Annotated in this window: 22 protein-coding genes and 1 riboswitch; of the genes, 13 read left to right on the top strand and 9 right to left on the bottom strand. The window is 37.9% G+C overall.

The window, feature by feature from the left end; all coding sequences use genetic code 11:
- Positions 1-151: 151 nt before the first annotated feature.
- From ACM26V_RS20135 to ACM26V_RS20120, 4 genes are read right to left on the bottom strand one after another with little or no spacing between them, the layout of a single operon-like run.
- Entirely contained in the window at positions 152-1,588 is a 1,437-nt protein-coding gene (locus ACM26V_RS20135) for an ABC transporter substrate-binding protein (protein ID WP_416148571.1), read from the bottom strand.
- Between the two features lie 25 nt (positions 1,589-1,613).
- Positions 1,614-2,420 carry a carbohydrate ABC transporter permease gene (locus ACM26V_RS20130; protein WP_416148570.1) on the bottom strand — a complete coding sequence of 269 codons (807 nt, stop codon included), beginning with the start codon at positions 2,418-2,420 and terminating at the stop codon, positions 1,614-1,616.
- Positions 2,417-3,388, bottom strand: coding sequence for a carbohydrate ABC transporter permease (locus ACM26V_RS20125; RefSeq protein ID WP_416148569.1), 972 nt, complete (start codon positions 3,386-3,388; stop codon positions 2,417-2,419). The genes ACM26V_RS20130 and ACM26V_RS20125 overlap by 4 nt, the downstream gene beginning before the upstream one ends.
- The gene (locus tag ACM26V_RS20120) at positions 3,385-4,539 is read right to left on the bottom strand and encodes an ABC transporter ATP-binding protein (RefSeq protein WP_416148567.1); all 1,155 of its coding nucleotides are present in this window, start codon (positions 4,537-4,539) and stop codon (positions 3,385-3,387) included. Before ACM26V_RS20120 ends, ACM26V_RS20125 begins: the two co-directional genes overlap by 4 nt.
- Positions 4,540-4,823: 284 nt before the next feature.
- Between ACM26V_RS20120 and ACM26V_RS20115 the strand changes: the two genes are divergently transcribed.
- The 3 genes from ACM26V_RS20115 (at position 4,824) to ACM26V_RS20105 (ending at position 7,574) form a co-directional block, all read left to right on the top strand.
- The gene (locus ACM26V_RS20115) at positions 4,824-5,591 is read left to right on the top strand and encodes a hypothetical protein (RefSeq protein WP_416148566.1); all 768 of its coding nucleotides are present in this window, start codon (positions 4,824-4,826) and stop codon (positions 5,589-5,591) included.
- Between the two features lie 22 nt (positions 5,592-5,613).
- On the top strand, positions 5,614-6,069 hold the full coding sequence (locus ACM26V_RS20110; protein WP_416148564.1) for a hypothetical protein: 456 nt from the start codon (positions 5,614-5,616) through the stop codon (positions 6,067-6,069).
- Positions 6,070-7,046: 977 nt separating this feature from the next.
- Positions 7,047-7,574 (top strand): CBO0543 family protein, encoded by a 528-nt coding sequence (locus ACM26V_RS20105; RefSeq protein WP_416148562.1) that lies wholly within the window; start codon positions 7,047-7,049, stop codon positions 7,572-7,574.
- 102 nt (positions 7,575-7,676) lie between these two features.
- Here ACM26V_RS20105 and ACM26V_RS20100 read toward each other — a convergent pair whose 3' ends face one another.
- The 3 genes from ACM26V_RS20100 to ACM26V_RS20090 all read right to left on the bottom strand — a co-directional run bounded on the left by ACM26V_RS20100 (position 7,677) and on the right by ACM26V_RS20090 (position 10,396).
- On the bottom strand, positions 7,677-8,921 hold the full coding sequence (locus ACM26V_RS20100) for a hypothetical protein (protein ID WP_416148561.1): 1,245 nt from the start codon (positions 8,919-8,921) through the stop codon (positions 7,677-7,679).
- A complete protein-coding gene (sigX, locus tag ACM26V_RS20095; RefSeq protein WP_416148560.1) occupies positions 8,918-9,466 on the bottom strand; it encodes an RNA polymerase sigma factor SigX in 549 nt (182 codons plus the stop codon). Before sigX ends, ACM26V_RS20100 begins: the two co-directional genes overlap by 4 nt.
- A gap of 357 nt (positions 9,467-9,823) precedes the next feature.
- Entirely contained in the window at positions 9,824-10,396 is a 573-nt protein-coding gene (locus ACM26V_RS20090) for a GbsR/MarR family transcriptional regulator (RefSeq protein ID WP_416148558.1), read from the bottom strand.
- 318 nt (positions 10,397-10,714) lie between these two features.
- On the opposite strand from ACM26V_RS20090, the gene ACM26V_RS20085 reads away from it, so the two are divergent.
- The 6 genes from ACM26V_RS20085 to thiO all read left to right on the top strand — a co-directional run bounded on the left by ACM26V_RS20085 (position 10,715) and on the right by thiO (position 16,472).
- Positions 10,715-11,917, top strand: a complete 1,203-nt coding sequence (locus tag ACM26V_RS20085; RefSeq protein WP_416148556.1) for a quaternary amine ABC transporter ATP-binding protein — start codon at positions 10,715-10,717, stop codon at positions 11,915-11,917.
- Positions 11,907-12,758: an ABC transporter permease gene (locus ACM26V_RS20080; RefSeq protein WP_416148554.1), complete on the top strand. Its 852-nt coding sequence runs from the start codon at positions 11,907-11,909 to the stop codon at positions 12,756-12,758. The genes ACM26V_RS20085 and ACM26V_RS20080 overlap by 11 nt, the downstream gene beginning before the upstream one ends.
- A 104-nt stretch (positions 12,759-12,862) precedes the next feature.
- Complete coding sequence (locus ACM26V_RS20075) at positions 12,863-13,828, top strand: glycine betaine ABC transporter substrate-binding protein (protein ID WP_416148552.1); 966 nt, start codon at positions 12,863-12,865, stop codon at positions 13,826-13,828.
- A 263-nt stretch (positions 13,829-14,091) separates the two neighbouring features.
- Positions 14,092-14,204, top strand: a riboswitch (TPP riboswitch).
- A 124-nt stretch (positions 14,205-14,328) separates the two neighbouring features.
- Positions 14,329-14,526, top strand: a complete 198-nt coding sequence (gene thiS / locus ACM26V_RS20070; RefSeq protein WP_416148551.1) for a sulfur carrier protein ThiS — start codon at positions 14,329-14,331, stop codon at positions 14,524-14,526.
- A 4-nt stretch (positions 14,527-14,530) separates the two neighbouring features.
- Positions 14,531-15,313, top strand: a complete 783-nt coding sequence (locus ACM26V_RS20065; RefSeq protein ID WP_416148550.1) for a thiazole synthase — start codon at positions 14,531-14,533, stop codon at positions 15,311-15,313.
- 46 nt (positions 15,314-15,359) lie between these two features.
- Positions 15,360-16,472 carry a glycine oxidase ThiO gene (thiO, locus tag ACM26V_RS20060; protein ID WP_416148548.1) on the top strand — a complete coding sequence of 371 codons (1,113 nt, stop codon included), beginning with the start codon at positions 15,360-15,362 and terminating at the stop codon, positions 16,470-16,472.
- Between the two features lie 104 nt (positions 16,473-16,576).
- On the opposite strand, the gene ACM26V_RS20055 is transcribed toward thiO, so the two are convergent.
- On the bottom strand, positions 16,577-17,707 hold the full coding sequence (locus tag ACM26V_RS20055; protein WP_416148546.1) for a DUF4097 family beta strand repeat-containing protein: 1,131 nt from the start codon (positions 17,705-17,707) through the stop codon (positions 16,577-16,579).
- Between the two features lie 604 nt (positions 17,708-18,311).
- Here ACM26V_RS20055 and ACM26V_RS20050 point away from each other — a divergent pair.
- Together ACM26V_RS20050 and ACM26V_RS20045 are read left to right on the top strand one after the other, a co-directional pair.
- A complete protein-coding gene (locus ACM26V_RS20050; protein WP_416148544.1) occupies positions 18,312-19,019 on the top strand; it encodes a M48 family metallopeptidase in 708 nt (235 codons plus the stop codon).
- A 110-nt stretch (positions 19,020-19,129) separates the two neighbouring features.
- Positions 19,130-19,627, top strand: a complete 498-nt coding sequence (locus ACM26V_RS20045) for an LURP-one-related/scramblase family protein (protein WP_416148542.1) — start codon at positions 19,130-19,132, stop codon at positions 19,625-19,627.
- A gap of 250 nt (positions 19,628-19,877) precedes the next feature.
- Here ACM26V_RS20045 and ACM26V_RS20040 read toward each other — a convergent pair whose 3' ends face one another.
- Positions 19,878-20,513: a hypothetical protein gene (locus tag ACM26V_RS20040; RefSeq protein ID WP_416148541.1), complete on the bottom strand. Its 636-nt coding sequence runs from the start codon at positions 20,511-20,513 to the stop codon at positions 19,878-19,880.
- Positions 20,514-20,876: 363 nt separating this feature from the next.
- On the opposite strand from ACM26V_RS20040, the gene ACM26V_RS20035 reads away from it, so the two are divergent.
- Together ACM26V_RS20035 and ACM26V_RS20030 are read left to right on the top strand one after the other, a co-directional pair.
- Positions 20,877-21,608: a GerMN domain-containing protein gene (locus ACM26V_RS20035; RefSeq protein ID WP_416148540.1), complete on the top strand. Its 732-nt coding sequence runs from the start codon at positions 20,877-20,879 to the stop codon at positions 21,606-21,608.
- A 213-nt stretch (positions 21,609-21,821) separates the two neighbouring features.
- Positions 21,822-22,382: a flavin reductase family protein gene (locus ACM26V_RS20030; protein WP_416148538.1), complete on the top strand. Its 561-nt coding sequence runs from the start codon at positions 21,822-21,824 to the stop codon at positions 22,380-22,382.
- Positions 22,383-22,464: the final 82 nt, after the last annotated feature.

Here is a 22,464-nt window from a genome sequence, read left to right as displayed (position 1 = left end):
GCGTATAGAGTGTAAATTGCTTCTACATTATTCTACAAATTATTTCCAAGGAAATGATAATTTGTTTCGCTTAATTCCAAACAAATCTAAATCAGTTAATGAAAGAAGTCCCCTCAAAATTTTGAGGGGACTTCTTATTTTCCATTCAATATTATTCGGCAGCTCGTGTTGAAACCTCAATTGCTCTATTTGTTCCATCTACTGCTTGTTGTAGTGCCTCTTCTGGCGATGTCCCCTGATACATTGCTTCTAGTGACGTTACTACTTCCTCCCTCGATTCTGGGAACACTGTAATTAAGGCACCTTGTGTAGCTGATGAGGCCACCGTTTCTTGTAATTGGTCAATAGGTACCGTCAATTGCGGATATGATTCATGTTCTTCTCCAACGATTGCTTCGTCGTAAGCAGATGGGTTTGTCGCAAAATACCCTGTATTCACATGCCATTCCGCTTGAATTTCAGGTTGATTGAACCACTTCATAAAGTCCCAAGAAGCCTGTTGTTCTTCCTCACTAATTCCATTTGCCATCCATACTGATGCGCCACCAATGACAACTCCATTCGGATCAATTTCATCCGCATGAGGAATAAACGATACACCAACTTCGAACCCAGCATTGTCAACGGCACTTTTCGTTCCAGCTGAAGAATCCATGTACATCGCTACATCTTCACCTTGAAAAGCTGCCCTCAAGTCATCCCAGTCTCTTCCATAATAATTAAACGTTTCTGCTTCATTCATCTCATTTAACCATTCATAAACACGTAACCCTTCTTCTCCACCAAACAACGCTTCCGTTGCATCAGCGCTTCTACCATTGTCTTGGTCAACGTAATCCGCACCTTGCGTAGAAATCATCTGTTCAAAAAACCATCCATGTCCTAACATCGAAAACCCATAAGTATCGTCTGTCGTTAAAGCTTCAGCCGCTTCTTTAATTTCAGTGAATGTACGCGGTGGATTTTCCGGATCTAACCCAGCGTCTTCAAACATATCTTTATTATAAAATAAAGCAGGTGTCGATGAATTAAACGGCATGGAATATAACTCACCATCTACTTGATAGTAGCTAAGAATATTCTCCTCTAGCTGACTAACATCATATCCATCACGATCAATCCATTCCTGAACCGGGGTAATATGCTCACTCTCAATCATATATTTTGTACCTACCTCAAACATTTGCACTAGTCCCGGAGCTGTTTCTGTGCCTCCGACAGTTCTGAACTGAGTTAATAATTCTTCATATGAACCTTGGTATTCCGCAGTAATTTCGTAGTTCTCTTGCGATTGATTGTAATCATCAACAAGTTGTTCCAATGTATCACCTAGACCTCCACCCATCGCATGCCAAAATTCAATTTCCACCACATCTTCTGTTCCATTTTCAGTGTTATTTTCTTCATTCGGTTCATTATTATTTGAATTATTTTCTTCATTTATTTCTTCATTCGTTTCTTCATTTACACCTTCGTTTGCCTGTGCAACCGCTTCTTTATTCTCATTCGCATCATTATTACTACATCCAACAAACAATAAAAATGATAATGATAAAGTATAAAATATATTTCTGTTTGTTTTACCCATCCTTAACAACCTCCTGAAATTTATGTTATTTTAAAGCCCCTTTGGTTAATCCTTTTTGAAGCTGCTTTTGCCCTAGTGTTAATAGAATCAAAGTCGGGATTATAACAATAACAACACCCGCCATGACTACACCCCAATTCGTAGCAACCTCATCTGCTTGCAACCGTCGCAAACCGATTTGAACCGTTCGGACTGTATCGTTTGTTGTGACTAACAACGGCCAAAGATACATGTTCCACGTCGTTAAAAATCCGAAAATCCCTAGCGTAACAAAGCTTGTTTTTGCGTATGGAACCACCACCTTATAAAAGAATTGAAATTTGGATAACCCCTCAACTTGAGCAGCTTCATACAGCTCAAGAGGTACCGTTTTAAAATGTTGCCTTAACAAAAATGTACCAAAAGCCAAAGCGAAAAATGGAACAGTCAAAGCTAAATAATTGTTCATCCAGCCAAAAGATTGGATTGTTAAAAAGTTAGGAATCATCGTTGCTTCCCATGGAATTAATAATGTCGAAATAAATAATAAAAATACCATTTGTCGCCCTCGAAATGGAACAAAGGCAAATATAAATGCTGAAAGTGCACTAACCAATAGCATCCCAATAGTCGCAGTAGATGCAACGATAAAACTGTTCATTAAATAATGTAGGATCGGCACTGATGAAAACACATCAAAATAATTCTGTAATGTTGGAGCAGTTGGAATAACCGATCTTTTCAAAATATCTTCACTACTCATAAAACTTACTGAAAATGCGTAAAAAATCGGAAAAAACATCATAAGAGCAGCAAAAATTAACAAAGAATATGTCACTATTTTTTTCATCATTGGTAATGCACCTTCTTTTCTCCAAATTTAAATTGGAGCAATGTTAAACCTAGCACTGCAACGAACAAAATCACTACTTGGGCACTCGCTGGTCCAAATTGATAATAAATGAACGCTTCTCGGTAAATAGAATATATTATCAGATTCGTTGCTTCAGCTGGTCCACCACCCGTTAATATATCGATTTGTCCGAATGATTGAAAAGAATTGATGAAAGTAATTGTTATAATAAAAAACAAAGTTGGTGAGAGCATAGGGACAGTGATTCGCCGTAATTGATACATATACCCTGCCCCGTCTATTTTCGCACTTTCATAAAGGTGTTGATCGATATTTTGTAATCCTCCAAGCAAAATTAAAAACGAAAAACCCGTATTCATCCATACAGTCGTCATGGAAACGGAAATAAGCGCCGTTGTTGAGTCCTGAAGCCATGAAACAGCAGGCAAATTTATTGACGTCAATCCTGCATTAATAATTCCTGCGGTAGGATGAAACATAAATAACCAAATGACTGCAGATGCGGCTACACTCATTCCTAATGTCGAAGCAAATATTGTTCGAAAAAATCCAATCCCTCGTAATTTCTCATTCGCTAATAAAGCTAAAACTAAAGCTAAACCCACTCCTACTGGCACCGTATATAAAACAAATAGCAACGTTGAAACGACACTACCTCTAAAAGAGGCTGACTGGAACAAATATGTATAATTCTCCCACCCAACAAAGGTGCTCGCTTGCCCTTGAGAGTCAGTAAAGAAAAAACTCAAATAGACAGAATTCAACATTGGATAAAACACGAACAATGAAAATAAAAGGAAAGAAGGTAACAAGTATATGAATGCCGTCCGATAATTCTCTGAACGTTTCCAAAGCGATTTTTTCGTTTTCACTCTATGTTTCTGAATCGCCTCTGACACAGTTGCCGATTGATAATTTCGCTCTATTTTTTGAGAGTATTCAGTCATCTACTAACCACCTCGGTAGCCATACTCGACCTCTTTGTCAGGTGGGAACCTACTTTGGCATCTAATATTTCACCAGTTTCTCCATCAAACAAATGGATGTTGTTGTAGTCGATATGAAACGCAATTTTTTCCCCTTTTTTATATTGCCATTGACCAGCTGATTTGGCCTTCCATACCTTTTCACCAACATTAAATGCAATGACAGTTTCATTGCCTAACACTTCGACATGATTGATTGTCACGTTAATAGTCACGAATGGAGGTGACATTTTTACCATCTCTGGTTCTAGTATTAAATGTTCAGGTCTTACCCCCATATGGATTCGACGTCCATTGACTATTTTTCTACTAAATGGTTCTATTTTTACAAATAAGTCATTCCCAATTACTAAGTTTTCATCCTCCTCACTTGCAGTAGCGATATTCATCGGAGGTGCTCCGATAAAACTAGCGACGAACTCGTTTGCAGGTTGATTATATATATCTAGTGGACGGCCCACTTGTTGAATCACGCCATCTTTCAATACCATGATTCTATCTCCCATCGTCATTGCCTCTATTTGGTCATGAGTAACATAAATCATTGTTATCCCTAAATTTTGTTGAAGTTCTCTAATCTCAGTCCGCATCTGCCCGCGAAGCTTTGCGTCCAAATTAGAGAGCGGTTCGTCCATCAAGCAAATTGGCATCTGACTAACAACAGCTCTTGCCAGTGCAATCCTTTGTCTCTGTCCCCCAGATAATTCTCTCGGTTTTCTTTTTAAATATTCAGTCATCCCAAGCATATTCGTCGCCTCTAAACATCGTCGCTTTTGCTCCTGTTTCGGAACTTTTCTTACCTTAAGGCCAAAGAGAATGTTTTCTTCAACTGTTAAATGAGGATAAAGTGCATAATTCTGAAAAACCATCGAAATATTCCGCTTGCTAGGAGGTATGTCATTTGCAAACACTCCCCCCATGCGAATTTCTCCTGCAGTAATAGCTTCCAACCCTGCAATCATACGAAGCATTGTACTTTTCCCACAACCAGATGGGCCTACTAAAACAAAAAATTCACCTGGCTCAATACTGACATTTGCTTCTTTTACAGCGAAAGTCTCCTCATCATAACTTTTAGAAAGGTTCGTCAACTCTACACTTGCTTTAACCATGTTCAATCCCCCTCATTAGGTACCCCATTAATTTCAACCAATTATTAATTAAAATTGGTACTAATTTAGAGTAAAGGATTAATATTAATTGCCTATTAACTCTATGTATTTTCTTTATGAAAAAATTGAATATTATGAACAACCTGGTTATTATTTCTAACAATTAACCTTTTATAAACGTTTAGCATTTCAAATAACACATCAACCTAAACTATTCCAAGAATAGATAACTATTTTTTGCAGATTATAAAAGGGAAGTGTCTATAGAATCGAGGGAGTCAGATATGAACAACTTTAAACCTACAAATCAGGAGAGGCGATTCAAAGCTTACGTCAGCATTTTTGGCATTTCACAATTCCATCTTCAAAACCCATATATTATCGCTTGGTGGTCTGCTGCATTCCCTGGTTTTGGACATATTTTATTATCAAAATACCTTCGAGCTTTTGCACTAATTATCTGGGAGGTTCTCCTTAATAATATGGCAAATATCAATCATGCTATTATTTATTCCTTTACAGGCAATTTCGACATGGCAAAGGCAGTCCTAGAACCTAAGTGGATGCTTTTATATCTACCTGTCTATATATTTACGATTTGGGATAGTTATCGTACAACGGTTGATATGAATAAAATAACTATTTTAGCTGAACGTGAGGATGCTAATTTTAATAGTTTTGCAATTGGTTCATTAGAAATAAACTACTTGGATAAAAGAAGTCCGCTCATGGCAGTGGTATGGTCTCTGTTCACTCCCGGATTAGGTCAACTTTATACTCACCGAATCATCTCAGCTATCATAACCCTGTCTTTCATGATAATTTTTGTTTACTTTTCAAACGTTCTTCTTGCGATTCACTTCCTCTTTTCAGGAAATATTGAGCAAGCAACAGAAGTTATAGACCCGCAATGGTTCCTTTTTATACCTTCGCAAATCGGTTTTGCCGTTTACGCTTCGTATGTAAATACTGTTGAAGACAATAAGTTATATGAAAAAGAACAACGAAAATTTTTGAAAGAAAACTATCAACAGTATCGTGTGAAAATTTGAATTAGACAAGAGGTGAAGGCAATTGCAAGTTTTTTCATCCTTTGAACATTCCATTAACCTAGAATTAACCGTTACGTCATTGGAAGAGGCAGGCATAGAAAAAGATCATATTCTTGCTGTATCTCTAAACAATCGAGCTGAAGAACAAAAGTTGTTTGACACGCTTCATCGTGCCGATGGTGTAAGTTTATTTGATAAGGGGGCGGCAATTGGAACAGCATTTTCCGTGATTGGAGCAAGTATTGGTTTTGCCTTAGAGTGGGGACCGATTATATGGGGCATTATTGGTGGCGGGATTGGGTTTATGATCGGATTTATTATAGATTATTTTTTATATAAAGTGGTTGCTAAACGAAAGAGACGATTAAGAGGAAAAAAAACAGAAGTAATCTTGGTAGTGGAGTGTCCAAATGATTTAGTTGAAAAAGTCGAAAATATTCTATGGGAACACTTGGCATTAGGAGTTGCTAAAGTATAGCAAAAACGGACACTTGATCCAATATAGGTGAATCCTTTCCGTGCCCAATGCTTCAGTCTTCTCGAACGCTCCGAACCAGCGAGAGATTCGGACCGTTCGAGGTATCTAGACAGGAAAACGCTCCGAATCAGCGAGGATTTCGGACCGTTCGAGGCATCGAGACAGAAAAACGGTCCGAATCAGCGAGGGATTCGGACCGTTCGAGGCATCTAGACAGGAAAACGCTCCGAATCAGCGAGGGATTCGGATCGTTCGAGGCATCTAGACAGGAAAACGCTCCGAATCAGTGAGGAATTCAGACCGTTCGAGGCATCTAGACAGGAAAACGCTCCGATTCAGCGAGGGATTCGGATCGTTCGAGGCATCTAGACAGGAAAACGCTCCGAATCAGCGAGAGATTCGGACCGTTCGAGGCATCTAGACAGGAAAACGCTCCGAATCAGCGAGGAATTCAGAGCGTTTGAGGCATCGAGACAGGAAAACGCTCCGAATCAGTGAGGAATTCGGATCGTTCGAGGCATCTAGACAGGAAAACGCTCCGAACCAGTGAGGAATTCAGAGCGTTTGAGGAATAAAGAATGGAAAACGGTCCGAACCAGTGAGGAATTCAGAGCGTTTGAGGAATAAAGAATGGAAAACGCTCCGAATCAGCGAGAGATTCGGACCGTTCGAGGCATCTAGACAGAAAAACGGTCCGAATCAGCGAGGAATTCGGACCGTTCGTAGAATCGAAATTGAGAAACGGTCCACACTGCGAAAGTAGTTTTAATACTTTTATTGAATTTCAATTTTTTCTCTGAACTTTTCATGATGATGGGGATACTTTTTCTATGATTTTTCACTTATAGGCTCAAAACGTTAAATGCCAGTACGACCATATAAAACAACAGACAGAGCAATTTTAAATTGTTATATGAATAATCTAGGCTGGTTTCATTGGCCACATTTTATTTGAAAGAAGGAGGGGAGGATACTCCATGAGAAAAAAGACGTTACAAAATAATACTTTAAGATTTTGGCTTGTTTTATCTTTAATTATTCTGTCCTTCTCATTGAAAAAACGCAATAAAAAAGAATGGTTGTTGATATATTTATTAAATGCAGTTAGCAATGGCTTTATTGATATGATCATTGTAAAAAATCATATTGTCAAATTTCCAATTCGGTTGTTACCAAAGATTTTTAATATCAACATCTTATTTGATTTTTTTGTTTATCCTACTATTACTGTTGTTTATAACCAAATGTCTTATTATGATAAACCTTTAACCTCTCTCTACAAATTATTATTTGTCTCCATACCTATGCTTCTAATAGAATATTGGCTTGAGGCCAAAACGGACTTGATTGAATGGAGGAGAGGGTGGAAATGGTACCATACCTATACTAGTATTGTTATTAAATCTTTATTGGAAAGATTGTTAGTTGGAAAAATAAGAGAAGTACGGTCAAACGATACTTTAAGATCAGAACACGCATACCAAGGTGTTACGAAAGATTATTAAATATCTAGTCTTGGATGGGTCCCGCGTATCTCATCTTACCTCCCCTATAAATGCAAAAGGCTGTCACCAATAGTACTTCAGGGACAGCCTCAGGCACTCTCATTATTTTGCTAAATCTACCTCAACTACGTCACCATTTTCTTCATTTATAATGTGCAATGAGTCTAAAGTGAATGCATTAGCAGTCAACTTAAGTGCGTGGAAAAACACTTGCATTCTTTCTTCATCTACAAGTTCCCCATTAGACATTGTATAATAAATCTCTGCCGCATTTCCAGGTATTCGGACCTCTGAAATAGAAATAGATCTTGGAATAGCAGATTCATACCACTCAACATTATCGTTTGGCGAAGTCATTTTGTCTACCGTTTCAGCGAAGTTAAGTGGTTCCCCACTGTCACTATTGGCCATCTCTTCGCCAGTCATTCTAGCACTGATTAGATAGGGAGCGCCTTCTTCATTTACCAAATAATATCCTCTATTGAAAGAATCCAAAGGCAACGATTCTACATTATCACCCATCTGGCCGTAGGCTATGCCAGCCTCTCCCTCTCCCTCTCCCTCAAAGCCTAATTCAGTAAACCCATACAATGAAAGGAGCTCTTCAAATACCGAACGCAGGGCATCATGCTCCGCACCAGTTAATGATTGCAAACTATTTTTACTTGCAAAGTGAAGCACGACTACCTCTCCTGCTATTGTTACTTGTTCGAGATCGCTCAAATATTGTCCTGAGGTAGGGTCGCTTTCTTGTAGCGAAGTCAACAGAGCCTCTTCTTTTGAGACATCCTCTGATATTTCTTTTGTTTCAATAATGGTATAATCGGTGCTATCTTCATCATGCTCAACGGTGTGTATTTCCGCTGTATACATCACATTATTTAACTGTCTAGTAGTAGTAGTTCGACTTTCATCAACTTCCCCATCTTCTTGCGCTTCTTCAACCGCTGCATTCTCATTATCTTCTGCTTCGTTAAAACTGTCGTTCTCAATTATCTCGTTATTATCATTGTTCGCTTCCGTTGTACTTTCCTGATTATTTTCACTATCAAACATCGCAATATTCATTTCACTTTGATCAGCCGAATCATTATCCGAGGATAATTGAGTATCTCCATTAAAGAACGAGGGTATAACCAATATAATTAGAAAAATTGCAGCTGCCGAAGCCAATGCCGGAACAAGCCAAGTGCGTTTTCTTTTTGGTGTAAAACGGGCAGGTGTTTCCTCTTTTGACCTCGATTCAATTAATCGAAAAAGCTCATCTTTTGATTGCTGATCTTTAATAGGAGGAAGTTTCGTTAACGTTTTTTCAATTTCTTTATCGTTCCATTTCTGATCACTCATTTGCTAACCTCCCCTTGTACAAAGGGGGCTGACCCCTCTTGTAAATGTTTCTTCAAAGCTTTTAGCGCTCTGTGTTGTGTCGTTTTAACTTTACTTTCTGTCCACCCTAGAATATCAGCTGTCTCAGAAATAGAGAGCGATTGTACATAGCGAAGTAAGACCACTTGTTGTTGATCTTCACTACATTTTTCAAGCATTTTATACACTTGCTGAACCTCATCTTTTTGAATGACGATTTCTTCTGGTAGTGGACTCTTATCTCGGATTTCAAATTCCTTCTCGCTCCATTCAAACTCTTTTCCTTCTGCTTTCCTTTTTTTACGTGTTTGTTTTCGAATCCAATCGATAGCTACGTGTTTTGCTACAGAGTAAAGCCATGTTTTTTCACTACTTTTACCTTCGAATGTATTGAAGGAGTCTAGAACTTTAATATATACTTCCTGCACTAATTCTTCTGCCACTTCACGGCTTCGAACTAAATAGAACAGATATTGGAATAATTGATGATGATAGGTATGATACAAACGTTCAAACTCCTCTCTCACTTGATTCCCTCCCTAGCTACCTTATTTGTCGTTTTTTCTATGTTTACGTTACAAAATTAATCGATTTAACTCCCTTGAAACGTTCAATTTATGTCTTTACTTTATAAAGGCCCATACCCAATATCCGATAGCACCTATAAAACCTATCAGAAGTAAAATGATTGCTAATTGCCAGTTTTTTAATTTCATTTTTCCATCATTCCTATCTAATATAGTAAGAAAAAAAGCACTATGAGCTCCAGTTCACTTGTTTTCCCTTCTAAAACATTCTCCGTCAAAAGCTTTCTTGACTCTCATAAAGTATACCAAAAAAAGCCACTCACCTGCTGATGAATGGCAAAAATCATATGTATCTTTCTAGTTGGTATCTACTTGCTTCCCTGATTTTTTTGGAATAATATCATAAATTTCACCGGTGTCAAATAGAGCAACCACTTCATTTAACCATTGATAATACGCCTCTGCTTCTCTAAGTTTTTCTAAATCATGATTTACCTTGTTCTGGATATCTTTACTATCAGTTTCTTCGTACAAATTCATCATCATTTGTTTTGTTTCTTTAATTGCGCCCATATTAAGTTCCGCAGCATTTCTCCATCTCGAGATAAAAACATTTGAAAAAGATTTATACCAATCATCTTCTGTTTTGTATAAATCTTTACGTACTCCCTTCTCCCAGACACGCTCAACCATATCTGCCTCCGAGAGTGCGCGAATACCTGTACTCATACTAGTCTTGCTCATCCCAAGTGATTCACTCATCTCATCTAGCGTCATAGGATTATCGGAAAAAAATACCGTACCATATAATCGGCCTACTGATGAAGTAATATTGTATAGATGGATGTTTTTTGCAATTTCTGATATAAACCTGTCACGAGCTTTTTCTAATTTTACCATATCTTCTTTTTTATTCTTATGGGTACACATAGGTGCCTCCTTCAACTATCGACTACTATAAAAATTTTATCAAATAAACGTTAAAAAGTGAAAGGAACATGTTCTCTATCATTTCAAAGTATTCAAGAGTAATTCGATGATAGAACGTTGTAATTTCTGTACAGTTTTTACTGTATGGACTTTACATACTATTTAGTGTATATATACTGTTTGAAAAATACTAGGTAAACAGTTATAGTTATTAAGGTCGAATAATCAATTAACTATTCGTAAAGAATATAGGGGTACTAACAAGCAATTATTTTAAAGTACATAACAAAGCCTATTAGAAAATCGAGGTGGCTATTTATGGCTAATATTAAAGTTGAAGGATTAACAAAAATTTTCGGGAAAAGAGCCAAACAAGGTGTGAAACTCTTAAACGAAGGTCAAACGAAAGATGAAATTCTTAATAAAACCGGCTTAACTGTCGGAGTAAATCAAGCTTCTTTTGAGGTTAAAGACTCTGAAATTTTTGTCATAATGGGGTTATCTGGAAGTGGTAAATCCACTCTTGTCCGCTTATTAAATCGCTTGATTGAACCTACGAGCGGTAAAGTTTGGATTGACGGAGAAGACTTAGCCCAAATGAACGCTGAGAATTTACGAGAAGTAAGACGAAAAAAGATGAGCATGGTATTCCAAAAATTTGGTTTATTTCCGTTCAGAACTATTATCGAAAATGTCGAATATGGTTTAGAAATTCAGGGGATTGAGCAAGAAGAAAGAAGAAAAAAAGCGTTTGAATCGTTGAAACTTGTCGGGTTGGACGGATATGAAAATCAATATCCAGATCAACTATCCGGTGGCATGCAACAGCGTGTCGGACTTGCCCGAGCATTAGCAAACGACCCAAGTGTCCTCCTTATGGATGAAGCCTTTTCCGCACTTGACCCACTTATTCGTAAGGACATGCAGGATGAACTTCTTGATTTGCAAGTGAAAATGCAAAAAACAATCATCTTTATCACACATGATTTAGATGAAGCGTTACGAATTGGAGATCGAATCACGATCATGAAGGATGGTGCTATCGTGCAAGTAGGCACACCGGAAGATATCTTAGTAAATCCTGCGAACGATTATGTGGAACGATTTGTTGAAGATGTCGATCGATCGAAAATTTTAACTGCAAGCCATATTATGAAACGTCCTGAGACAGTCAATATAGAAAAACACGGTCCTCGTGTTGCTTTAGAGCGTATGAGAGAAGAAGGGCTATCGAGCATTCTTGTTATTGACAGTAAACGGAACTTACAGGGTTATGTGACTGCCGATGATGCTTCCGACGCGCAAAAGAAAGAGATTAAAACGCTTGAAGGTATCTTGCAAAGCGATATACCAAAAGTGGATAAAGAAACGCCAATGCAAGATATCTTTAATGTCATTCATGATTCTCCAACACCCGTTGCCGTCATAGAAAACGACAGACTAGTTGGAATTATTGTACGAGGTGCGGTCATTGCCGCACTTGCTCGAGATAGTGAGGTGGAAACAGAAGATGCTCAATAATATAACAGGATTCATACCACAAATTCCAATCGCTGAAGGGACAGCATTCGTTGTTAATTGGCTGACAAGTTGGTTCGCATTTTTATTTAATCCGATTAAAGAACATTTTGGAGATTTCATGGGGTGGACAGCAAGCCTCTTATATAGTATTCCACCAATTATCGTTATTCTTGTCGTCGCATTAGGCGCCTTTCTCATTACCGGGAAAAAATATGGTCTTGCTGCGTTTTCTGTCGTAGGCCTTTGGCTCATATACAACCAAGGCTTATGGGAAGAATTAATGTTTACATTTACTTTAGTCTTTCTTGCAAGTATCTTATCCATTATCATTGGTGTTCCATTTGGAATTTTAATGTCTAAAAGCAGAACAGCCGATGCGCTCATAAGACCAATTCTTGATTTTATGCAAACAATGCCTGCCTTTGTATATTTAATTCCTGCCGTTGCTTTTTTCGGTATTGGTATGGTACCTGGTGTTTTTGCATCATTAATATTCGCAACACCACCAACAGTTCGTTTTACGAATTTAGGTATTCGACAAGTTCCAACTGAACTAGTTGAAGCTTCCGATGCATTTGGTAGTACGGGTGCACAAAAATTATTTAAAGTTGAACTCCCGATGGCTAAAGCAACGATTATGGCAGGAATAAATCAAACAGTGATGCTTGCCCTATCGATGGTTGTTATTGCATCGATGATTGGTGCGCCTGGTCTTGGAAGAGAAGTTCTATCGGCGCTACAGCGTGCACAAGTTGGACCTGGTTTTGTTGCAGGTTTAGGAATAGTTATTTTGGCTATTATCATTGATCGATTCACACAAAATGTGAATACAAAAAAATAATCTTGTGATCGTTAAACGAACACAAGTCCTAATGACGTTGGTACACTTTTCATTTGAAAAGTTTCCATATATATAAAATAGAAAGAAAGAAGGGGATTTAAATTATGATTAAACTTAACTGGAAACGTCTTGGTTTAGCAGCAGGACTTTCATTGTCATTACTAGCAGCAGGATGTGGAGATAATGAAAATGCAAATGAGAATAACGCTAATCTAAATGACGGTAACAATGAAAATGGCAACGAAGAAAATACAGGAAATGCAGATACTGGTGCAAATGTAGGAGAAGGTAAGGAAATTGAATTAGTTTACGTAGAGTGGGATTCTGAAATCGCATCTACCCATGTTATTGGTAAAGTATTTGAAGATCAAGGTTATGATGTTACATTAACTCCGATCGACAACGCAATTATGTGGCAATCCGTTGCTAATGGTGAAACTGACGGAATGGTTGCAGCTTGGTTACCAGCTACACACGGCGACTTATATGACGAATATAGTGATCAATTGGTAGATCTTGGTGAAAACTTAGAAGGTGCTAAAATAGGTTTAGTTGTTCCTGAATATATGGATGCAACTACTATTGATGATCTAGCTGATTTTGCAGATGAGATGGGCAGTTCAATTACCGGAATTGAGCCAGGAGCTGGTGTTGTTCAAGCAGCTGAAAATGCTACTGAAGAATACGAAGGTCTAGCTGGTTGGGATGTTCAAACATCTTCTAGTGGCGCTATGGCTACAGCATTAGGTGAAGCTATTAGCAACGAAGAACCAATTGCGGTGACAGGTTGGACACCTCATTGGAAGTTCGCTTCTTATGATTTGAAATATTTAGAAGATCCTGAAGGTACATTTGGTGATGCTGAAGTTATTAAAACAATGGTTCGTGAAGGACTAGAAGATGATATGCCAAACGCATATACAATCTTGGATCAGTTCAACTGGACTGCTGACGATATGGAAGAAGTTATGCTCGACATGGAAGATGGTACGTCTCCAGAAGATGCAGCAGCTGCATGGGTTGAAGCTAACGAAGATGCAGTAGCAGAATGGATTGAAGGTTTAGAATAATTTAACAACATGAATCTTGAAGCCGAGGATGGATATCCTCGGCTTTTTTGTACGATAAATTATGAGTAAGGAATTTAGATACAAAAACTAGGATTATCGTGCCCTTCAGATGAGAGTGGAAATTTGAAGGGATATGTCACAAAATGCCGCTCCAAATGGGGAAGGCTCTTTGCAGGGAAAACCATCCCCCTTCCGCTTCCCTTTCCATTTCCCATTAAATCATTTACAATACTAACTAGTACAGATGTTAACTAAATTAATAGTTCCATGACTAGGGGTGTTTATCACAACAAACTGAGAAAAAGGTCATTCTGATCCTTTTACCCTTGAACCTGATCTGGCCCATACCAGCGTAGGAAAGTCGATGCAACATATACAGCGATTGCAGCCGTATTCCGTTCACTTATGGGATACGGCTTTTATATCTTTTTGCAACAAGAGAGGAGAGCACTTATGAATCAGTTATATTTATACACAAACCTAGTAGAGGAGAGAATCGTATGAATCTTATTATTAACGGACAAGCGCATGACCTTCAATCCCATACCGTTACAGACGTAATCTCTCATTTCAAACTAAAACCAAATCTTATCATTGTAGAAATGGACGGAGAAATTATTGACCGTGATAATTGGTCCGAAACCGTTTTAAAAGAAGGATCAAAAATAGAGCTAGTTGAATTTATCGCAGGAGGTTGATCACATGAAACGACAAAAGTTAACTATTGCTGGCAAAGAACTTTCATCTCGCTTTTTATTAGGAACCGGACGTTATCCAAATCCTTATGTACAAAATGAAGCGATTCGTGCTTCAGGTACAGATGTGCTTACATTCGCTATTCGCCGAGCAAATTTGGAGTCGCCTGGAGAAGATGCTATTCTTCAACATTTGGAGGAAGACCACTCGTTTACATACCTTCCAAATACTTCTGGTGCGAAAACGGCTGAAGAGGCTGTACGGATTGCCCGCTTAGCCAAAGCATCAGGATTAAGCGATTGGATTAAAATCGAAATTAGTGCAAACGAAAAAACACTACTTCCTGATCCTTTAGAAACATTAAAGGCAACGGAAATCCTTGTTGCTGAAGGATTTACCGTTCTTCCTTATACATCAGATGACCCTGTTTTATGTAAGCGATTAGAAGAAGCAGGGGCAGCGGCAGTGATGCCTGGGGGATCTCCTATTGGTACTGGACTAGGAATATTAAATCCGTATAATTTATCGTTAATTATAGAAGATGCAGAAGTACCGATTATCGTTGATGCTGGATTAGGTTCTGCGATGGATGTCACCCAAGCAATGGAACTTGGTGCAGACGGCGTCCTAATGAATACACCTGTTGCCAAAGCAAAGGATCCTGTGAAGATGGCCCTTGCAATGAAATACGCCATCGAGGCTGGACGTTTATCATATGAAGCGGGAAGAATTCCGAAGAAAAAATACGCCACCGCTTCCAGTGGATTACAGTCATTTATTTCAAAATAGGGTCTACTAAATAACTATTATTGATATGCAAGGAGGAACAACACTTATGAAAGAAGAAATTTTGGTTCTCGGGGGCGGGGTCATTGGATTAGCAACAGCTTTTTCACTAAGTCGCCGTGGCTTTGAAGTAACCGTTCTCGAGAAAAAAGCATGCGGTGGGCAAGCTTCTGGAGCTGCAGCTGGCATGCTCGCTCCATTCTCTGAAATTAGTGAAGATCCAGACCCTTTTTTCGCCTTTTGCTTAGAAAGTTTACGTATGTTCAAGCGGTGGCAACAGGATATCAAAGACGCGTCCGGGATTGATTTTGAATATACAGAGAGCGGTAGTATTCACGCCGTTTATCACGAATCCGACATCCTTTCACTTGAATCACGAATCGACTGGCAAAAGGAGTTTGGATCAGAGGCTGAAATTATTGACGGGGCGCGCTTAGAATCCTTGGAACCAAACCTTTCAGACGAAGTAGTAGCAGCGATCCATTCAAATGAAGAAAGCCATGTCTTCGCTCCTGATTATGTAAAAGCATTAAAGATTGCCTGTGAGAATAATGGCGTCACGATCATCGAAAACACCGGAACGGTGTTGATTGAAAGTTGGCGGTCTGCCCCTGTTCTCAAAACATCCAACGGTCAAACCTACACTGGCGACCGCTTGGTGATTTGCTCAGGAGCTTGGGCACAAGAGCTTGAAGACGTATTTGAGATTCGTCTCCCTGTGTTTCCAATCCGCGGACAAATTTGTGCTTATGAACTTGGGCAAGAAAACGTCAATCATATTGTCACAACGAGCCAAGGGTATCTTGTCCCAAAATCAAATGGAACCTTGGTAAATGGTGCATCTGAGGATATTGCAGGATTTGCAACAGATGTCACTAAAAAAGGTATCGAAAGGCTAGTTAACTGGAATAAACGAATTCTTCCTTTTTTAAAAACAAAGACACCTTTTCATACTTGGGCAGGGCTTCGACCTGCAACACAGGACGGCTTCCCACTGCTAGGACCACTTGACGATTCTCCACACATTATCTTCGCCACTGGTCATTACCGCAATGGTATTTTACTGAGCGCACGCACAGGCGAAGCGGTAGCAGATATCATTTCAGATAATCCGTTAGATTCACCTACACAAGCTGCCTTCCATCCTGAAAGATTTATGTGATACATTTATAAGCAGGTGTCCTTATTCTATAAAGAATTAGGACACCTGCTTATATTTCTTTTCTTCGAGTATATCGCAACTATGAGCTCCCTCGACTTCATTCTCTACTCCAGAAGTGAAACACTGATTGATCCATTTGTACCTTTTGTACTTATTTGATAAGTTCCTTGATTATGAATAGCTGATCCTTCGTTACTCTTCCCAAAGAAATTAGTATCTTTTTCACGGATCCAGTCTAAATCCCCACTAACACTTCCGTTCGTTGTTTTTCCTTCAACAGAAACATCGCTGTCCTGAGGAATTCGCAAAGTCACATTTCCGTTCGTCGTCGCTACGTCCCAGTTCCCATTTACTTCGATGCTTTCGAGATCTATTGTACCATTCGTCGTTTTTATTGTTGCATTACTATAAATATTATTTACCGACACTCTTCCATTTGTTGTCACTGCCTCCACTTCTCCACTGATATTTCGAAGAGAAATCGTTCCATTTGTATTGGAAACGAGTGCATCCCCAGAAATTTCATCCGCACTAACGCGACCATTAGTTGTTTTAATTATAATGTTCTCATCTATATTGACGATATCAACTGATCCATTTGTGACATCAACATCTACCATTCTGTCACGAGGAATCGAGACAACAAAATCAACATGAAGGTGGTCATTAAATGAAAACCATGATGACTTAGGTCGTTCTACGTGGTAGAGAAATGAATCCCCCTTACTTTCAGTAATTCTCGCTTTTTCAAAAACCTTCATTACATTCGATTCATTATTTTCGTTAGCTCTAACTGTCCCGTTTATTACTAACTGGTCTTCGTCTGTCCCTACAATTCTCAATTTTGCATTAGGTATATCAAAATGAATCTCAGATACATGTTGATTAATATCGATGCTCTCTTCATAAGATACACTTATTCCTTCGTCCCACCAATTAAAAATCGACGAACCTTGAAACGTTCCAAATCCACTAGATTGTGTATTTTGCACCCCTCCACTTATTAGTAAAGCAAGTACCAATACCACAATTGCCCCCTTATCAAAACGTAAAGGTTCTTCAGGTTCTTTCAAGCGATAGTGATAAAAAACTTCTATAATAATTGCAACAAATAAAATCGGCCAAATATATCCAAACATATCGCTAAACCCAATACTACTCCATTGCTGAACTAAAAAAATTCCACCAACAAGCAAGAATAATAGACCTAATGTTTTTCGCCCTATCTTGTTCATTAATCTTCTCCTCCTCTTTGCTTTTAGTTTACTCTGGACGATAAAAAAACAAAATGGTCTTCAGATATATTTATTCTAAGCCTTCTGGCGTAGTGGCACTCCGCACCTCTCTATTTATCTAGCTTTCTCCTGAATTATTCATAAGTCATGAATGGAACCAAAATCAAATCTTTTTATGTTTTATTGAGAAATGTGATGATGATTTTTTTGATTGAGCTGTGATTTTAAAATGAACACCTAAGAGTAGTATGTTTAATTTGACGATTGAAATCAAGCTTCAATTGCTATAAAATAACCATTATAAGAAACCTTTCTGTTGGTTATTACTTCGCAGTTTAACATTATCAGAAACAGGTTCTTTTTTCTTTTATTAAGTAAATCGCTAGTTGTCAGTTTCGACTAAAATTTAGACTGTGAATTTAGTAGATAAAGCGAATTATTTGAAGGAGCCAGACACTTCTTGGATTTCCCAAAAAATATGGTTGAATTTGTTTCCCAGGACCATATTTAGAAATTACAAAGAGTACCACGATAAATACGTTTAGAAATTTCTTAAAAGGATTAAAAATACATATATTAGCGTATGAAAACTACAGGTGATTAAATGAGACATACCTACTCAGGTGAAGCAATGCAATTTGAGATTAATTACAAAAAAAGTGGATCCATAGGTATTCATATAGACACCTATGGAAATGTTGAAGTCCAGGCTCCTAAAGGGACATCCGTTGAAATGGTGAACCAAATAATTGAGCGAAATTGGGATCAGATTCAGCAAAAGTCAAAAGAAATGAAGGAAAGAATGCTTGGACCAAAGAAGAGGATCTATCATCATGGTGAGAGCTTTCTTTATTTAGGAAAGACATATCCTATTCAAATTTCACAAGATAGTACGATTAAGAAAGACCATGTCGTTTTTGAAGAGGGTATATTACATATATTTGTGAAACAACTTGAAGATGAAAAAATTAAACAAGCCTTAAAACGATTTTATTATCAGCGGTGTAAAGCTATTGTCGAGAAGAGTATTAGAAACCATCAAAGTGATTTTAAAGTAAAGCCGCGTTCTATTCGTATAACCGATAGTAAAAAAACATGGGGGACTTGTGATTCACAACTGCAGTTAACGTTTAATTGGAGACTGGCAATGGCGCCACATGAGGTGATTCACTATGTGGTCGTTCATGAAATGTGCCATATGGTCCATCTTAATCACGATCGGTCCTTCTGGCGTCTTGTTGGGAAGATGAGCCCCAATTTCAAGGAACAGGAAAATTGGTTGGCACGATCAAGTTGGAAAATGACTGTTTAAAAATGATTTCATGGGTTAGAAAATACTTTCTGAAGGATACCAAAATTTCCAAGGTTGTGATGGAGAAATCATATTGCTTTTGTAGTATCCAAAATCGGAGGAGGGTAAATATGAAGCAACTGTATATAAAGCAGAAGGTGTTTAGTTTAAGTGAAAAATTTACGATTAAAGATCAGCAGGAGAATGATGTTTATTACGTTGAAGGGAGTTTTTTGAAAATTCCAAAGACGTTCTCCATCATGAATACAACAAGAGATGAAGTCGCGCTTGTTACGAAAAAGGTCTTTAGCTTTTTGCCGAAGTTTTTTGTTGAGGTAAATGGTCGAGAGCTGTTAACCATCAAAAAGGAGTTTTCTTTCTTTAAAGCACGCTATACGATTGAAGCTGCAGACATTGAGGTACATGGTAACTGGTGGGATATGGATTTCCAGGTCTTAAAACAAGGCGAAGTTATAGGTAAAGTGACCAAGGAGTGGTTCACTTGGGGCGATAGCTACAAAGTTGATATATTAAATGAGGAGATGGAGTACGTCATTATTGCGTTCGTTGTGGCAATTGATTGTGTGAAGGCTGACGAAGCCTCTTCTTCATCAACAGCAACATCTTAGACTAAGGATGTATAAGATAGAATGCTAACGGGTTTCCTTTAGAAATTAATACCAGCTCAAAAAAGCAGAGTAATTACTAATTCACTGCTTTTTATTATGAAGATTTAATATTAGCTGAAACCAGCAGAAGTTAATATTAAACCTTCGTTATAGATACGCCCCTAAGACAGAAACGAACAAGAATGCTCAAATTTTCATAATTAATTGTTTTCCAAGTATCTTTATTTAGCGATAATTCAGGTTTCTTTATTTACTTTGCTTTCTCCAGCCATTTTTGAACAACATTTAAAGATCCAATGATATTAAAAAGGTAATTCAGTATCACACCATGCATTATCACACCAAAGATCGTCAGCATTGTAATAATAACTGTTCCTACCGTCGTTTGTGGATTAATTGTCGAATATCCAAAGAATACAAGTGAAGCCACACCTCCTATGAACGCATCAAAATACGTATCAATACGCGGCTCGAAAAAATATAATGGAATAATACTCACAAATACAAGAAAAAATACTCCAGGAACTACATAAGAAAATCGTTGCTTGCGAATTTTTTCAATCACTGGTTTGGTATAGTATTTTGTAATAACTTTCAATCTCATAAAATGTAAGATCCTTGCAATTCTGGCCATTTGAAAGATCGCATCTAAAGGAATCACAGCAATAACAATAAACGGATTACTTTTAATGAAGTCCCATTTATTCTCTGCATGATAGATTCTAAATATGAAATCAACGAAGAAGATCGACCATGTCCCCCATATAATCACCGAATCATACCGGGTTTGATACCAAATCGTCGCTACTGAAACAAAAGCTAGTACGACCATCAGCCCTTCATATATAATTTCAATAATACTCTTATTTTCTAAGGCTTTTGTCATACGTCTCTCCCCTAAATATCAAATCTATTTGTCACCCTACTTTATCATATTCTTTCATCATCAGCTTAGTGAAATAATGACTAGTACAACCTATTACCCGATGAGGCTTATGTACATTTTACATCATTGTCTCAATTGATAGCTTGTTTAAATTATAAATTGGCGTTTATACTAGAAAAGTGCTAGATATTTATTATAAGTGTTTGGTGTAGAAAAACTGTAGACTTTGTAGTTAATATTAATTGGAAGTTATTTAACCCTTGAGTTTATAAGAACATGAAATCAATTTGTAACTTTCTTAAATAATTAACGACTATCACAGTAGAACAAGATTGATAATTTAAAGAAGGAAGGGATTTACGAATGAAAAAAATTACAGGAATCTTTCTTGCCCTTGGATTAACTCTCACTTTAGCGGCGTGTGGTCAATCAGACACAAATAATGATGAGGCAGAAAACAATGCAGGCGGAGCAAATTCAAATGAAGAAGAAACATCGAACGAAAATAACGTTGATAATGAAAACAATGAGGTAAATAACAATAACTCTGAAGGAAACGAACAAGACGAATCTTTAAATAACGACCTAAATGAAAATGCTAACGAAAATACTAATGAGAATGAGACGGAGGAGGCTGCTAACGAAGAAATGAATACAACTGATGACGTCGACATGATTGATTCCGTAACGCTTTATTTTCCAGACGATCAAGGTTTGGAAATGTACCGTGTAGCAAGTGATGTTTCTGTTTCCTCCGATGAAGCTGGTGCGATGGAAGCAATGAACTTGTTAATAGCCGGTCCAACTCATGATGAACTCCATGCGCTCATACCTGAAAATGCACGTGTAGATTCAATAGAGTTTCAAGACAACGTAGCATACGTTTCTTTTTCAGATGAACTCTTAGAAGCCAATCTTGGTTCTAGTGGAGAATTAATGCTCACGGAACAAGTAGCATTGATGATGGAACAATTCGGGTATGATCAAACAAAAATTCTCATTGGTGATGAAGAAGTACCAAACTTCCTAGGCCACATGGATATTTCTGAGCCAATTCAAGCAGAAAACCCTGAAGATTATCAGTGGTTCGAATAGTTCTCTTTATTGAACAGAGGTGCTTTATTGCATCTCTGTTTTTTTGCTGTTTGCTATCGAATTATCGCATAATTGTGAACCTTCCACTCTATCTTTCCGTTTCTTGCTCACAAAGTGCTCAAGTTCTTCCTCCTGTATTAAATAATAGATGCACCTCTCCGTTTTGTTCATTATAATTAAAGTTGGCAAGAATAACCGAGGGGGAATTTACTTATGTTAAAAAGCACATCAAAAACAATTCTTCATTGCTATCCAAGTTTAGTAGCGCTTGTAACAGTGAAAAACGGTGACCAGCAAAATATTATGGCCGCTGGATGGCACTCTTATATGTCTTATGATCCGCCTATCTATGGAGTAGCCGTTGCAAAAGAACGATTTACTCACCATTTGATTCAACAAAGCAAACGGTTCGCTATTAATTTTGTTCCTGCTGAGTATGCTCATTTTATCGAATTATCAGGAAAAAAGACCGGAAAAGATGGAGACAAACTTGAGCGTATGTTCGCTAAATGGAAAGATGGAGAAACAACGGGGGCACCTATACTTGAAAACGCCTATGTAGCATACGAATGCGAAATGATTGATAGCAAAACTTACGGCGATCACGATTGGTTAGTAGGAAAAATCACACGTTTTCACCAAGACAAAGAAAAATTTGGTGAGGATGGTTTACCAAACTTCGATAAGCTACAATTACCTCTTTTTCTAGGACAATCAAAATATTTAATTGCTGATCACGCAACAACAATGAAAGAAATAAATTTGGACAAGTAAAGGATAGCTCCTTATTCATTAATTGGATGAGGAGCTTTCTTTTGCTTTGATAAAGAATTTGCACCGCTACTCTAAATCCTGT

This window comes from Salipaludibacillus sp. HK11 (assembly GCF_047795645.1).
Taxonomy (GTDB): domain Bacteria; phylum Bacillota; class Bacilli; order Bacillales; family Salisediminibacteriaceae; genus Salipaludibacillus.
This window is presented reverse-complemented; position numbering and strand designations above follow the sequence as displayed.

Coding starts and splice junctions, on each gene's coding strand:
- ACM26V_RS20135 (WP_416148571.1), bottom strand. CDS start 1,588: ATGGGTAAAACAAACAGAAATATATTTTATACTTTATCATTATCATTT.
- ACM26V_RS20130 (WP_416148570.1), bottom strand. CDS start 2,420: ATGATGAAAAAAATAGTGACATATTCTTTGTTAATTTTTGCTGCTCTT.
- ACM26V_RS20125 (WP_416148569.1), bottom strand. CDS start 3,388: ATGACTGAATACTCTCAAAAAATAGAGCGAAATTATCAATCGGCAACT.
- ACM26V_RS20120 (WP_416148567.1), bottom strand. CDS start 4,539: ATGGTTAAAGCAAGTGTAGAGTTGACGAACCTTTCTAAAAGTTATGAT.
- ACM26V_RS20115 (WP_416148566.1), top strand. CDS start 4,824: ATGAACAACTTTAAACCTACAAATCAGGAGAGGCGATTCAAAGCTTAC.
- ACM26V_RS20105 (WP_416148562.1), top strand. CDS start 7,047: ATGAGAAAAAAGACGTTACAAAATAATACTTTAAGATTTTGGCTTGTT.
- ACM26V_RS20100 (WP_416148561.1), bottom strand. CDS start 8,921: ATGAGTGATCAGAAATGGAACGATAAAGAAATTGAAAAAACGTTAACG.
- ACM26V_RS20090 (WP_416148558.1), bottom strand. CDS start 10,396: ATGTGTACCCATAAGAATAAAAAAGAAGATATGGTAAAATTAGAAAAA.
- ACM26V_RS20085 (WP_416148556.1), top strand. CDS start 10,715: ATGGCTAATATTAAAGTTGAAGGATTAACAAAAATTTTCGGGAAAAGA.
- ACM26V_RS20080 (WP_416148554.1), top strand. CDS start 11,907: ATGCTCAATAATATAACAGGATTCATACCACAAATTCCAATCGCTGAA.
- ACM26V_RS20075 (WP_416148552.1), top strand. CDS start 12,863: ATGATTAAACTTAACTGGAAACGTCTTGGTTTAGCAGCAGGACTTTCA.
- thiS (WP_416148551.1), top strand. CDS start 14,329: ATGAATCTTATTATTAACGGACAAGCGCATGACCTTCAATCCCATACC.
- ACM26V_RS20065 (WP_416148550.1), top strand. CDS start 14,531: ATGAAACGACAAAAGTTAACTATTGCTGGCAAAGAACTTTCATCTCGC.
- thiO (WP_416148548.1), top strand. CDS start 15,360: ATGAAAGAAGAAATTTTGGTTCTCGGGGGCGGGGTCATTGGATTAGCA.
- ACM26V_RS20055 (WP_416148546.1), bottom strand. CDS start 17,707: ATGAACAAGATAGGGCGAAAAACATTAGGTCTATTATTCTTGCTTGTT.
- ACM26V_RS20050 (WP_416148544.1), top strand. CDS start 18,312: ATGAGACATACCTACTCAGGTGAAGCAATGCAATTTGAGATTAATTAC.
- ACM26V_RS20045 (WP_416148542.1), top strand. CDS start 19,130: ATGAAGCAACTGTATATAAAGCAGAAGGTGTTTAGTTTAAGTGAAAAA.
- ACM26V_RS20040 (WP_416148541.1), bottom strand. CDS start 20,513: ATGACAAAAGCCTTAGAAAATAAGAGTATTATTGAAATTATATATGAA.
- ACM26V_RS20035 (WP_416148540.1), top strand. CDS start 20,877: ATGAAAAAAATTACAGGAATCTTTCTTGCCCTTGGATTAACTCTCACT.
- ACM26V_RS20030 (WP_416148538.1), top strand. CDS start 21,822: ATGTTAAAAAGCACATCAAAAACAATTCTTCATTGCTATCCAAGTTTA.